19 protein-coding genes are annotated in these 13,073 nt (G+C 43.3%); 16 read left to right on the top strand and 3 right to left on the bottom strand.

What is annotated here, in order from left to right:
* Positions 1–378: 378 nt before the first annotated feature.
* The 15 genes from U8U68_RS20770 (at position 379) to U8U68_RS20720 (ending at position 9,866) form a co-directional block, all read left to right on the top strand.
* Positions 379–771, top strand: a complete 393-nt coding sequence (locus tag U8U68_RS20770; RefSeq protein ID WP_322204230.1) for a nuclear transport factor 2 family protein — start codon at positions 379–381, stop codon at positions 769–771.
* A gap of 147 nt (positions 772–918) precedes the next feature.
* A complete protein-coding gene (locus tag U8U68_RS20765) occupies positions 919–1,380 on the top strand; it encodes a GyrI-like domain-containing protein (protein ID WP_322204228.1) in 462 nt (153 codons plus the stop codon).
* A 61-nt stretch (positions 1,381–1,441) separates the two neighbouring features.
* Entirely contained in the window at positions 1,442–1,657 is a 216-nt protein-coding gene (locus U8U68_RS20760; protein WP_322204226.1) for a hypothetical protein, read from the top strand.
* 187 nt (positions 1,658–1,844) lie between these two features.
* The gene (locus tag U8U68_RS20755; protein WP_367575875.1) at positions 1,845–2,495 is read left to right on the top strand and encodes an EFR1 family ferrodoxin; all 651 of its coding nucleotides are present in this window, start codon (positions 1,845–1,847) and stop codon (positions 2,493–2,495) included.
* Positions 2,447–2,608, top strand: coding sequence for a 4Fe-4S binding protein (locus U8U68_RS22565; RefSeq protein ID WP_367575874.1), 162 nt, complete (start codon positions 2,447–2,449; stop codon positions 2,606–2,608). The genes U8U68_RS20755 and U8U68_RS22565 overlap by 49 nt, the downstream gene beginning before the upstream one ends.
* 297 nt (positions 2,609–2,905) lie before the next feature.
* Entirely contained in the window at positions 2,906–3,889 is a 984-nt protein-coding gene (locus U8U68_RS20750) for a serine hydrolase domain-containing protein (protein WP_322204224.1), read from the top strand.
* Between the two features lie 110 nt (positions 3,890–3,999).
* Entirely contained in the window at positions 4,000–4,398 is a 399-nt protein-coding gene (locus U8U68_RS20745) for an SRPBCC family protein (protein ID WP_322204222.1), read from the top strand.
* A 254-nt stretch (positions 4,399–4,652) separates the two neighbouring features.
* On the top strand, positions 4,653–5,003 hold the full coding sequence (locus U8U68_RS22560; protein WP_367575873.1) for a formyltransferase family protein: 351 nt from the start codon (positions 4,653–4,655) through the stop codon (positions 5,001–5,003).
* Between the two features lie 139 nt (positions 5,004–5,142).
* Complete coding sequence (locus U8U68_RS22555; protein WP_367575872.1) at positions 5,143–5,262, top strand: hypothetical protein; 120 nt, start codon at positions 5,143–5,145, stop codon at positions 5,260–5,262.
* Positions 5,263–5,468: 206 nt separating this feature from the next.
* A complete protein-coding gene (locus tag U8U68_RS20740) occupies positions 5,469–5,942 on the top strand; it encodes a YbhB/YbcL family Raf kinase inhibitor-like protein (RefSeq protein ID WP_322204220.1) in 474 nt (157 codons plus the stop codon).
* A 49-nt stretch (positions 5,943–5,991) separates the two neighbouring features.
* Positions 5,992–6,687 carry a 5'-methylthioadenosine/S-adenosylhomocysteine nucleosidase gene (gene mtnN, locus U8U68_RS20735; RefSeq protein ID WP_322204218.1) on the top strand — a complete coding sequence of 232 codons (696 nt, stop codon included), beginning with the start codon at positions 5,992–5,994 and terminating at the stop codon, positions 6,685–6,687.
* A gap of 360 nt (positions 6,688–7,047) precedes the next feature.
* Entirely contained in the window at positions 7,048–7,266 is a 219-nt protein-coding gene (locus tag U8U68_RS20730; protein ID WP_322204216.1) for a hypothetical protein, read from the top strand.
* A gap of 222 nt (positions 7,267–7,488) precedes the next feature.
* Positions 7,489–7,656 carry a D-alanyl-D-alanine carboxypeptidase family protein gene (locus U8U68_RS22550; RefSeq protein ID WP_367575871.1) on the top strand — a complete coding sequence of 56 codons (168 nt, stop codon included), beginning with the start codon at positions 7,489–7,491 and terminating at the stop codon, positions 7,654–7,656.
* Between the two features lie 345 nt (positions 7,657–8,001).
* The gene (locus tag U8U68_RS20725) at positions 8,002–8,676 is read left to right on the top strand and encodes a response regulator transcription factor (RefSeq protein ID WP_322204214.1); all 675 of its coding nucleotides are present in this window, start codon (positions 8,002–8,004) and stop codon (positions 8,674–8,676) included.
* Positions 8,664–9,866: a HAMP domain-containing sensor histidine kinase gene (locus U8U68_RS20720; RefSeq protein WP_322204212.1), complete on the top strand. Its 1,203-nt coding sequence runs from the start codon at positions 8,664–8,666 to the stop codon at positions 9,864–9,866. Before U8U68_RS20725 ends, U8U68_RS20720 begins: the two co-directional genes overlap by 13 nt.
* Positions 9,867–10,103: 237 nt before the next feature.
* Here U8U68_RS20720 and U8U68_RS20715 read toward each other — a convergent pair whose 3' ends face one another.
* Genes U8U68_RS20715 through U8U68_RS20705 form a run of 3 tightly spaced genes read right to left on the bottom strand, consistent with a single transcriptional unit; the run spans position 10,104 to position 12,429 of the window.
* Entirely contained in the window at positions 10,104–10,820 is a 717-nt protein-coding gene (locus U8U68_RS20715) for an ABC transporter permease (protein WP_322204210.1), read from the bottom strand.
* On the bottom strand, positions 10,817–11,632 hold the full coding sequence (locus U8U68_RS20710) for an ABC transporter ATP-binding protein (protein WP_322204208.1): 816 nt from the start codon (positions 11,630–11,632) through the stop codon (positions 10,817–10,819). The genes U8U68_RS20715 and U8U68_RS20710 overlap by 4 nt, the downstream gene beginning before the upstream one ends.
* Entirely contained in the window at positions 11,629–12,429 is an 801-nt protein-coding gene (locus tag U8U68_RS20705) for a MerR family transcriptional regulator (RefSeq protein WP_322204206.1), read from the bottom strand. The genes U8U68_RS20710 and U8U68_RS20705 overlap by 4 nt, the downstream gene beginning before the upstream one ends.
* Before the next feature lie 356 nt (positions 12,430–12,785).
* Here U8U68_RS20705 and U8U68_RS20700 point away from each other — a divergent pair.
* Positions 12,786–13,073, top strand: a 288-nt coding sequence (locus tag U8U68_RS20700) for an ATP-binding cassette domain-containing protein (RefSeq protein ID WP_322204204.1), incomplete at its 3' end; no start/stop codon positions are given.

Below are 13,073 nucleotides of genomic sequence, written 5' to 3'. Positions count from 1 at the left end.
GGAGGTCCATTGCAAGGAGAATTCCGCAAGGCAGCCCAGCGGTTGACGAGGATTTTTCACGCGAAAAGGGGCCGCTCCTGGGCAAAAAGACGGCGTTTTCGATGCCTCAAATAACCCCTAATTTGATAGCCGGTTTATAATACGTCCAGTATTCAGAAAAAGGAAACGTACGCTTAAAAAGCTATGCCGAGTTGTGGGAATATTAGTTGTTATTATTCTCATCTTGGTTATGGGCGATTGGCCAAAATACGCTTCCTGCTGCTATGGCATATGTTTTCAGAGCGGCCACCTTACTTGATGGTGCTGTAATGATGATACTAGCAAATTCAATATGCAATAAGTAAATTGAGAATGGAAGATAAAGCGAGGATATACTTAATGGATATACGAAGTTTTTGGGAAGCGGCATTAAAACAGGATGCAAAAAGGCTAAGAGAGTTCTTTGCCAGTGATGCGTATATTAACTGGCATTGTACCAATGAACACTTCACTGTAGAAGAATATATTAGAGCGAACTGTGAATACCCCGGCGAATGGGATGGTGAGATCCAACGAATAGAAAAGGCCGGAGATGTCTATATTGTAGTCGTGCATGTGTATACCTGCGATAGAAGCGGTTCTTTTCATGTGGCCTCATTCATGCGGGTGCGGGATGGCAAGATTCTTTCTCTGGATGAATACTGGGCAGACGATGGCGCGGCACCTCAGTGGCGTTTGGAAAAGCAGATAGGAACGGACATTGCTTCATTAAGAGGAGAACCGGTATTATAGATTGCACCAACACGGAACTTCAGCGGTAACTACGAAGAATTAGAAAAGATAAAAGGCTACAAAGTGACAGTATTCAGGTTCTTTAGCCGGAAGGTCAAATTAAAACGATGGAAATAAACGGAACAAAGCGAAAGGAATGGCAAAGCAATGAAAATCGAAAAATGCCGAAAAGAGTCCTTTGTTGTAATTGGAAAGGAGGGGGCAACAACAGACGGCGCAGGCTTTATTCAAAAGCTATGGGAGGATGCCAATTCCCATTTTGGAGAAGTTGTTCATCTGGTAAAGAAAGACGAAACCGGGAACATCAGCGGAATATGGGGCGCGATGTCTGATTTCTCCCGGTCCTTCCAGCCTTGGGAAGATTTCCGTAAAGGGCTTTATCTTGCGGGAGTAGAGTGCAATGAGGACGCAGAGGCCCCCGATGGCTGGAAAAAATGGGTGATTCCCGGCTATGAATATATCTATGCGGAACGTGAAAATGACAGCGTTTTTTCGGAAGTAATACAATATTTGCAGGAGCATGGCATTGCGTTAGTAGGAGCTGTCCATGATTTTACATGTCCTCAGACCGGGAAAAGATATATGTTTTTCCCAATAAGGAAGTTGTAAAAAAAGAGAATTTGCGGATGAAACCACAATACAATCCATTGTAGAATGGATTGTACAAACTGTGAATGAGACGGCGCTTGGTAACAGGGGCGCAGGAACAGAAGGCCAGCTCTTTGGAGCGGAATGTCTTGTTGCACAATGCTGTAAAAAAGGCAAGACAGCGTTCAGTGCGCTGCATATTCCAGATATGGAAGAAGTAACAGAACTGAATGCGCGGAAACGTTCCTTTTCCAACATTGAATATGCTCTTCCCAACGGACAGATCGTAAAGTTTTAGGATGGAAACAAGATTTATCGGGGGAATCAGCGGCATAAAAAGGACAGCGATAGGTGCTACGGGATCATGGATGATGAGAAATATTTCATAGTATTTGAGTACAGCGGCTTGGGAGATGATGTGAAAACAGTCGTATTTCAACAGAGAAATGATGCAGAGGACAAATAGATAGTTTCCAGGAGGAAGTATGATAGGCATATATTTAAGTGGAACAGGAAATACCAAGCACTGTATTGAGAAATTGATGGAATTATTAGATGAATCGGCACATACCATCCCGATTGAGGGAAAAGAAACGGCAAATTTATTGGCACAACATGACGTTGTTGTTTTAGCATATCCTGTACAATTTTCAAATGCCCCTGTCATGGTTCGGGATTTTATAATAGATCATTCAGACCTTTGGAAAGGGAAGATGGTGCTTTGCCTTGCTACAATGGGGTTGTTTAGCGGAGATGGGGCGGGCTGTTCCGCACGATTATTGAAAAAGTATGGTGCAAAAGTCATCGGAGGGTTACACGTTCATATGCCCGATTCCGTTTGTGATGTGAAGCTGTTAAAGAAGCCCGTTGAAAAAAATCGGGAGATCATTAAGGCGGCAGACAGAAAAATTGAAAGTTGTGCGAGCAAAATGAAGCAAGGAAAATATCCAAAAGACGGTCTGCATTTTTACGATAGGGTAGCAGGATTGCTCTGCCAACGATTATGGTATTATGGAAAAACAAAGGACTATTCAGATAAACTGAAAATCAGCAAAGCTTGTACGGGGTGTGGACTCTGTGCCAGTCTATGTCCTATGGAAAATCTCGTCATAAAAACAGTAAGGCGACCGCAGTAAGTCGTTGTACTATGTGCTACCGATGTATCAGTTCCTGTCCCCATCAAGCAATAACATTATTGGGAGATAGAGTGGTTGAGCAATGCCACTATGAAAGATATGTGGAAAGGTAGATATCTCCGGTTTTTATAAAAATCGGAGTTTGCAGGAGAAATAATTATGGGCAGTATGGGGAATTTGATTTTGGCAATTCCTTAAGTTTTCACATCGTCATGATGGCTCTTAAAAAATACTATGGTGGGGACTATATGTCTATGTAGGGGAATGATAGAACGAATTGTTGGATTGATAAGACGCAATAAAGAGAGGAAAAGCAAGTAAATTCCAATTTGTTGAAACGCAAAACGGGAGATGCGCGTTCCCTTGACAATATACCAGAGTGCGAGCGCCAGAGGCTGAGGAGGAGAACTATGATGAATCGTAAAGAACTTTTTCAATATATACAGGAAAAGCAGCCGAATATCTGCCAGATCAGCGTCCTACAAAATGGGAACGAGGTGTATTCCGCAGAATGGAACGGCTATCAAAGGAGAGACTGCACATATATTATGTCTGCAACAAAAAGTATTATGTCTCTACTGGTGGGAATAGCCATCGATCAGGGAATGATTGGAAGTGTGGACGATAAGGTGCTCTCCTACTTTCTGGAATACTCCGTTAAGCGCGGCGAGAAAATGATCTATGCTGTGACTATCAAACATCTTCTGACCATGCGCGCCCCCTATAAGGGACACGGCGACCCGTGGACGAAGGTATGTAGCAGCGAGGAATGGACGGCGGCTTCTCTGGATTTTCTTGGAGGAAGGAAGGGCATTACCGAGGAGTTTGATTACCGGACGGTTTGTCTGCACATCCTTTCCGGCATCCTTTACAAGGCGACAGGCATGAAGACCGTAGACTTTGCAAACCAATCCCTGTTCCTCCCTCTGGGAATACAGGAGCACGAAAATTATTATGCGGAGACGGCGGCAGAGCATAAGCAGTTCACCATGGATAAGCTGCCGAGAAAAAATGTATGGTTCTCCGACCCGCAAGGGCTTGGCACCCCTGGCTACGGTCTGTGTATGAGTGCCGCTGATATGGCAAAAATCGGACAACTCTGTCTCCAAAACGGTGTGTGGGGCGGGAACCAGATCGTGTCCTCAAAATGGATCGAAGAAATACTCGTCCCGAAAGCGGTGACAGGCGACGGCTTCCGGGGGATGTCTTACGGCTATCTCTGGTGGATCGTATACCCGGAGAAAAACATTTATGCTGCCGTTGGAAACAGCGGCAATGTAATTTATGTGGATCCGAACAGGAAGATTGTCGCCGCGATTTCTTCGTATTTCAAGCCTACTGTATTTGACCGCGTGGACTTTATCGAGGATGTATTGCTGCCCGCTTTACAATAGCCCAGCGTTTAGAAAGCATAAAGGGCGGGAAATGAAATTTCACATTATAGGATTTCAGAATGCAGTCAAAGGGATAGTTTGGCAAAAAGAATCGAATGGGGGAATATCCAGTGAAGCGATCAACAGTGACAGCGCGGTTTTCCTGCGACTGTAAAACGGTCTGGGAAATCGTTACAGATAACAAGAAATATGAATGGCGGAGCGACTTATCCAAGATCGAAATAATTGATGAAAATCGGTTTGAAGAATATACAAGAGATGGATTTGTAACGCATTTTCGGATTACCGCGAAAGAACCTTGCCGTGAATACCGATTTGATATGGAAAACCAAAATATGAGTGGACGATGGAGCGGTATATTTGAGAGCTGTGATGGTGGTACAAAGATTACTTTTACAGAAGAGGTCCAGGTGGGAAACCCGATTATGAATTTATTGGTAAAGGGGTATCTGAAGAAGCAGCAGGCCAGGTATATTGCGGATCTAAGAGAAGCGATAGCAAAATTGTAAGTTGGAGGATTAGGGCTTGTTGGAACATAGAGGAAATGACGGATTTTTGACCCAAAGTGGTCCGCTTTCAGGAGAAAACAGCAAGAATCCTTGCGGTATTACGAGGATTTTCGACGCGGAAAAGGGCCGCTTCTGGGTAAAAAGACGGCGTTTTCCATGTTTCAAACAAGCCCTAAGCACGTAAAGCAACAAAACTTTGCAGAATGGTTTTGCTCGTTTTGAAGAAGATGAAGAAATAGATAAAAGTGGTTTTTATGGGAACACCAGATTGTTCGGTGAGAACATTTAGAAGCATTGGTTGTTGCAGGCCATCAGATTATGTCTTGCTGTGCCCCAGCCGGATAAAGCAAACGGGCGAGGGAACACTTTTACAGTCTACGCCAGGTAAAGAGGCTGCCTGGAAATATGGAATCTCCGCTTTTCACCCCAAAAGCGCGCGTCATCCCCAATGTGTTGAGCAGCTACGTTCCTGCCATGCAGATGTATATGTCGTGGCAGCCTTTGGACAGATCCTACCAAAAGAGCTTTTGGAGATATCTCCTTATGGGTGCATCGTTGCACATGCCTCTCTGCAACCGAAATACCGCGGAGCAGTCCCTATCTAGTGGTCAATCTTGGAGGGAGAACAGGTGACGGGATTTACCACTATGCAGATGGACGGGGGAGTGGACACCGGTGATATCTGAAGCATATGGACCTGGAAGAAGGCGATATGACAAGTTGGCTAACGCAGGGGAAAGCCCGATGCTATACGTGAAAATGAGTTATAAGAATATGGGAAGTATTGGCTGGAGCCAACCCGCAGCGGAAATTGAGCATATGCTGTGGGGGCTCGACCCATGGCCCGGCGCCTATACCTTCTGAAACGGAAATATGTTGAAGATGTGGAAGGCCGCCGTAGAAAAGAAAGACGCCACAAAGCGGGTTCCGGGTACGGTCCTTAAGGCAAAAAAGACTATTTTTCCGTTCAGAACGGGGATGGAGTATTGAAAATTCCACGGAAAAGCGTTATCATAAAAATAAATGATGGCGTTCAGAACATTTTGATGTATTAAAGAGAGGAAATAAGGATGGAAGATAATAATGGTATTTTAGAATTTGAGTGCCTTGGGATAGAAAATGGCGGGGTATTTCCTCCTAAACATACGGGAAGAGGAGAAGACAGTTCTCCGGAATTTATCATTCATAATTTGTCCGAACAATGCAACACATTGGCAATCACACTGGAAGATCTCAGCCATCCGATAAAAGGATTTACCCACTGGCTGATTTGGAATATACCCGCTGCAAAAACCATACCGGGAGCCATTCCGGCAAGTAAAATATTACCGTCACTGGGAAATGCAAAACAAGGTGTTGCTTATGGCATTCACCGTTACGCCGGCCCGAAACCGCCGAAAGGGAAAACGCATACGTATCGGTTTACGTTGTATGCGCTCGATTGTCCATTGGAACTTAAGGTGAATACAAAAAAGCGCGGTTTTTTGAAAAAAGCGGAAGGACATATATTGCAGACCGGCAGTATAACAGCAAAATTTGAATGAGGGTGCAATAAGAGGAAATTATTCTTGGTGGCGATATAGGAGAGATGAGATGAAAAAAATTGGAATATTGTGTGCCACGGCTAAAGAGGTTTATCCATATCTTTCTACAATTGAGATAAAAAAAGCAAGCGAGTATGCCATGCGTTGCTTTTGCAATGGCCTGATTACCGGCACAGAGGTTGTAGCAGTATATTCAGGCTGTGGGAAAATCAATGCTTCGATTACAGCGCAGATTTTGATAGATCGGTATCAGGTGGATGCAGTCATCTTCTCCGGGATAGCCGGCGGTATGAAGAAAGAAATAGAAGTGTTTAATACGGTGGTATGTACAGCTTCTGTGTTTCACGATACGGATAATGAGATATATATGGATTTTCCAGTTAAGGACGAGCCTATATTTTATGCGGATCATCGATTGATTTCTCTGGCAAGAAAAGCGGCAGAAGGTATAGAGCGAAAAATTTATTTTGGCCTCGCCACGACGGGAGACAGGTATGTGGAGCCAATCCATTCAGATGCTTTGTGTATTGATATGGAAACAGCTGCAGCAGCGCATACGTGCTATTTGAATAAGGTGCCGTTTGTGGCAATCCGATCTATATCAGACAATAATAAAGAGTCTGGCCAAGAGGCAATTAACCGAAATTATGAAAAGGCCGCGTATCAGTCTTATCAGTTTGTTTATGCGATGCTCCACGAGCTTGAGAAAGAAAATGCCTGTGCATCAGGAGAAGATGGAAAATGAGTAAAATATTCTTGTTAGAGGATGGAATGACTCTAGGGCTTGTTTGAAAAATCGAAAACGTCGTCTTTTTTGCCATAAGAGGCCACTTTCTACGTCGAAAATCCTCGTCAATCGCCAGATTGCCGTAGTTAGCGCAGCTAACTACAGCGGTTCTTCTCCTTGAAATTGTCCCCTTCTGGCCAAAAATTCGTCATTTCCTCTATTTTCAAACAAGCCCTAGTAGATGGACTAAGGACGCGTCAGAATAATGAAATCAGATAATTCTGATTTAAGGAAGCAGGGCAAGCAGCGGAGGGTATCTTTGCTGCTTGCATTACTTTCTTAAATTTGAAAATACATATTTACAAGAGGATCTTTAGCATGAACGAACAACAGAATAAGAGAAGAAGGAAAAAATCTGTAAACTTCCCTGCTGCAATGTTTTTGGAACTGCTTTTCACCGGGGCCGTAGTGATTGCTGCCGTGGCAGGAAAGAATCGTGACAGTACAGGCCCCAATTCAAATATCGATAAGTCGCCATGGAACCTAACGCGGGTAAACACTGGTGAACAAATGGAATCTTCTGCCAGAGCTTCATAACCCTTCCCTGACACAGCTAAAAAACGGACATGCTATCGACAAGAGAACCTATCCCGATTTGTGGGATAGGTTGGATGATTGCCGAGCGGCAGGACTGAATCCGCTGATCTGTTCCTCATTGCCGTATCATGGACCAGCAAAGAAAGCTTTACAAGAACAAGGTAGACGAGTATCTGACGCAAGGATATCCTCAGGAAAGAGCAGAAGCCGCGGCCGGCGAACTTGTGGCGGTACCTCGGGACAAGTGTACACCAGCTGGATCTGGCTTTGGACATTGTAGACGTAGCGAATCAAGTACTGGATGAACGTCAGGAAAATACAAAGGTACAGAAATGGCCGATGAAAAATAGCTGGAAATACGGTTTGATTCTCCGTTATCCAAACAGATAAGAGCAATATAACGGGGATTTGCTATGAAGCCTGGCATTACCGCTATGTGGGTAAGGAAGCAGCCAAGGAAATCTATGAAGTGGAGATTTGCCTTGAAGAATACCTAGACGGATTGAATTTAACTTCGTGGGATAGCCGAGAACCCGTTTATGATATAAGAACAGGAAATAAAGCACATACTAAAATTATGGTAAGGACGTTACGGTTGCAGCAGGTCAAATGATTTTACTAAAAAAGGCTGCTTGATCAGATAGAAATATTTAAATTCATTTGGTATTGGAAATAGTAGATGAAATGTTGAAAATTGCGGTGTAATCTGAAAGCTAGAAATGGAAGGTGGGCAGAATGCGAGATACTATTTTAATTGTAGATGATGAGGCAGATATTGTTTCCACTCTTGTGGACTACTTTATGTATAACAACTATGACGTAATGACGGCAACAAATGGGATGGAAGCGATTGAAAAGGCAGGAAAGCAGCCAGATCTTATTCTGCTGGATATCAATATGCCCGATCTGGATGGGCTGGAGGTTTGCGCCCGGATACGGGATTTTGTCAACGGCCCGATTCTGTTTATGACTGCCAGAGTAGAGGACAGCGATAAGGTCAAAGGCTTTGGTATGGGCGGGGATGATTATATTGTAAAGCCCTTTTCATTGGATGAGCTTGGCGCTAGGGGTGCCGCACACATCAGACGGGAACGCCGCAGAGGGGACACCCCCAAGGTGAAGCTTGCCGATAAGCTGGCGATTGACTATACAGAAAGACGGGTGTTCTATGACGGGGAGGAAATTCCTTTTGCAAAGAAGGAGTTTGATATTATAGAGCTTCTGTCCGGCCATCCGGGGCAGATTTTTAGCAAAGAGCGGATCTATGAACTTGTCTGGAGCTATGACAGCGAAGGAGAATCATCCGTTGTAGCCGAACATGTCCGCAGAATTCGTGCGAAACTTGCGGCAGCGGGTATAAAACCATATGTGGAAACGGTTTGGGGAGTGGGGTACAAATGGGCAAAATAGCAGACTTTTTCAAAAGGAAGTCGATAAAGGCGGCTTTTACTACTTCCATGCTCGTTTGTATCATCTCTGCCCTGCTGCTATCCTTGGTCCTATCAAATGTTTGTCAGTGGGGGCGGTCCAAGTATTATGAAAAATATCAACTCCAATTTGTCGTATCTGATCCTGAAATGATGATTGGATTTGATAGAACCGACGATGAGCGGAAAGGAAGCATAACCTATCAGACAACACGGAATTTAAAGGATCATTTTACAGCAACTGAGCGAACGATATATAACATGCTTGTCTTTTTAAGCGTTGGCGTTTATCCAATTTGTTTCATTTCCTGTATTGTTGCCACCAGTATTCTGTTCTACAAACGGCATATGCAGAAGCCTCTCGCCATACTGGATCATGCTGCCGGCCAGATTGCTGATAACAACTTGGATTTCCAGATTGCCTACGATAAAGAGGATGAACTGGGAAAGCTGTGCGCTTCCTTTGAAAAGATGCGGCAGGCATTGCAAGAAAGCCATGAAGAGATGTGGCGGCAGATGGAGGAACGCAAACGGCTGAATGCGGCATTCTCTCATGATTTGCGGACACCGCTGACAGTTCTGAAGGGACAGAGTGAGCTTTTGAGGCAATATGCGCCCCAAATGACCGCGGAAAAACTAAGCGATACCTCAGAGATGATGCACCGGCACATCGTAAGGCTGGAAGAGTATGTGCATACTATGGGAGAGCTGCAGCGGCTGGAGGATATTGAAATTGTCCGGCAGTCCATAACGCTGGATGCGCTTTGTAGGCAATTAGAGGAAACGGGAGAGGCCGTATGCAATGGGAAAGAGTTTTCCTATGAAGTTATAGGTAATAGGGATTCTGGTTTGAATCTGGACATGGCTATTGTAATGCGGGTATATGATAATCTTCTTGCCAATGCAGTGGGGTTTGCAAAGGAAACGATTATGGTATCGGCAGAGTCGCAGGATGGGTATTTATACCTTACCGTTTCTGACGATGGAGCCGGATTTGCCAAAAAGGATTTGGAGAATGCCACGAAGCCATTTTATAAAACAGTGCGTGAAACAGATAACGAGCATTTCGGTATGGGGCTGAATATCTGCAAGACTCTTTGCGAGAAGCATGGCGGGTATATCCGGCTGACCAATCGGGATGGGGCGGTTATTACTGCGGCGTTCCGGCAGTGATTCTTCTGGCTATGATAAGGTAATGAAAAGAATCCCATATGGAAAAGTGATTACGATTGGAAAGATTATCGACTGCTTTGCGAAACTCAAGGGAGCAAATTTTACAGACTCGGTATGGGAAGGGTTATGCAGATGTCCCTTTTGGATTAGATGAACTTTCGGTTTCTAGAGTAACGGATCAGGAATATTATAGGTAAAAGGCATGTTTAGAATTAAAAAATCCTGGTCTTATTTACGCTATTCCGATTTTTGTTTCTTCAAAAGTATTCCGCATACGATTACCGCCACAAGAAAGACAAGGATTAAATACCATAAATTTTCCAGGTAAAAGCCATTATCCAGCATCAATCGGTATCCCCAAGAAGCAGGAAAAATGCGCCCTATCATTTCGAGAAAATCGGGCAATAAATTAATGGGGAACATAATCCCCGAAAGCATAATGGAAGGCAGAAATACTAACTGTGCTATCATCGTCAATTTTGCTTGATTTTTTATAATCAACCCTAAAATACTTCCAATGCTTAAAGACACAATAATGTATATAGCAAGTGCAAGAAAGAAAGTCGGAGGCTGTGCCGGAAAGACTGCCTCAAATAGTAAGGGAGCCAGCAGCACTATCACAGCGCAAGCAATCATCAAATGTATCAATGCGGAAAGAAACATCGTAATGAGACCCAGATAGATAGGCACTCCGTTTGATTTATAAACTTTTTTTATGTCACTTCCATAAGTTTCAATCAATGATGGCGGCAGTCCAATAAACGCTCCCATTGAAACACTCATTACAATCATAGATTGAATGAACGTACCTCTCATATCGGGCATAACAGAAGTGAAAATACCGCCCATCAGAAGAAAGAAAATAAGCGGAATGATATAACAGGTAACTAACAAAGATTTGCTTCGTATATCCAATTTCCACTGTAACGCAACGCTATATAAAAACCCACTCATTCTGTTTCCCTCCTCGTCATCTCCATAAAATGCTGTTCCAGTGTGCCACGATCAACTTTAATATCTAATAGATGAATTTCATTTTGTTTCAACTCGCCGAGCAGAGTAATCAAACTATCTTCTATATTATCCGTTTCAAAAGTGCTCTCCCCATGCTGTGTTTTGATATGGATCAAATATTTTTTTTCAACCTTTTCTGTAAGCTCTGAAGCTGTGCCAAAAAAAACAATATTTCCGTGATTTAAAATGGCAATACGGTCACATAAGGTCTCTACTTCCGCCATATCATGGCTTGCCAATACAATCGTTTTTCCCTGTGATTTGAGCGTTCGGATTTGCTCGTGAAGCGAAAGCCTACCCGCAACATCCAGTCCCGCGGTCGGCTCATCGAGAAAAATAATATCTGGATTATTGATAAGTGCAAGGACGAGATGCAGCCGCCTTTTTTGCCCTGTGGATAGTTGGAGATACTGTTTCTTCTCAATATCTTTAATACCGAGAGCGTTAAGCACAGTGGAATCAATCTTTGCCCGATTCCATTTTGTAAATAACCTTACAGCTTCCATTGGTTTGATATGGGCAGGTAAAGATGATGATTGCAATTGAATACCCATTTTCCCGTTTACCGTAATTGTACCGCTATCATATTTTTTCAAACCCTCAATACATTCAAGGGCTGTCGTTTTTCCTGCACCATTTACACCGAGCAGAGCGAAAGTTTCTCCCTTTTCAATTTCAAAATCAAGTCCATTGAGAACCATGTTGCTGCCATAGCTTTTCTTTAATCCACAAACTTGTATTGCGCTATTCATCCTTGCACCTCCTCAAACGGATTTACTCCGAGTTTCGAAAAGTAAACTTGCAAAGCTGGCTCTAAATACTCGTTTACTATTTTTTGTCTTTTTTCCCAAGCGTTTGTAGCAGCATCAATATTGCCTATTTCCATCAATTTCGGCAACATACTCATATCGCCGTTTGTAAATTCCATAATCAAACCCCAATATTCTTTTACAATCCGCTGGCACTTTTCACTTTCAGGGGGCACATTTTCCTTTTGAAATTGTACGATTTCATCGCTCAAACGATTAAATCTATCTATAAAGTTCAAACCGCTTTCCTTATCAAACCGATTACGGATATGGTCAAGCGTATCATCATCAAAACGCTTAATGAGATAGTAAAAGCCGTTTTTCATATGCAGATTGACAATAATATCTGCATATTTCTTAAAATTAACGGTCCGCATTTGTAACACTTCTTTCTTTAACTGCTCGATTGCTGTCAAAGAAGCTGTTAACTGTTTAATTCTTTTGCGGATGTCATCTGCCTGCTCTGTAAGAGCGTTTGCAACAGCAGCTGGTGTTTCTAAAGAAATCAGGTGTTGCTTTATATCGTCCAAAGAAAATCCCAGTGATTTCAAAGATGTAATCTGATGAAGTGTAACCAAATCTTTATCGGTATAAAGCCTGCGTCCACCTTCGCTTTCTGCTGATGGAGATAACAAGCCCTCTTTATCATAGTATTGCAATGTGCGGACCGTAACGCCTATTTTCTTTGCAATCTCTCCAACCGTCATAAACCCAGGCGGTATTGCTCGGTGTTTTGCCATAATCGTTTACCTCCTATAATACATTATACATCATTACGCTGCGTCACAAGCAAGCCTTTTTGAAAAAATTTAGGTGATAAAGAAACGTCTTAACCGCCTTGTCTGCTATATGCGAAAATAATCTTCTTATCAATCATCCTCTTGCATGCGCTTGTATGTTGTTCTTTTTTGGGGGGATTCTAAGGAATTCTTCACCTTTCATGGGGCCATCATCAGTTGTTGATGGCTGCCTGTGCATTAAAAAAAGACAATTTATTCCGCGAAATTCTTTTGACGAGTAGACAAAAAGTTGAAAATCTCCTTTTATTCTATACCTATCAGATGGGAAACCCATCTGGAGAAAGGAGCTTTTTAGGATGAACAATTCTATAGAAATCAAAAACTTAAATAAATTTTACGGAAAGAAGCAGGCGCTTTTTGACGTGAATCTTTCCATCCAACAGGGCATGTTCGGTCTGCTGGGGCGCAACGGCGCAGGCAAGACCACCCTGATGAAAACGCTGGCCACACTGCTGCAAAAGAAGAACGGAGAGATTACCGTGTGCGGCGTTCCCATAGAAAACGCCCAAGAGATCCGCAGGATTACCGGGTACCTGCCCCAGGAGTTTTCCATGTACCCATCCATGAAGGTGGGGGAAGCCATG

The organism is Acutalibacter intestini, assembly GCF_034334985.1.
Taxonomy (GTDB): domain Bacteria; phylum Bacillota; class Clostridia; order Oscillospirales; family Acutalibacteraceae; genus Acutalibacter; species Acutalibacter intestini.
Note: the sequence above shows the minus strand (reverse complement) of the source record. Positions and strands in the feature narration are given on the sequence as shown.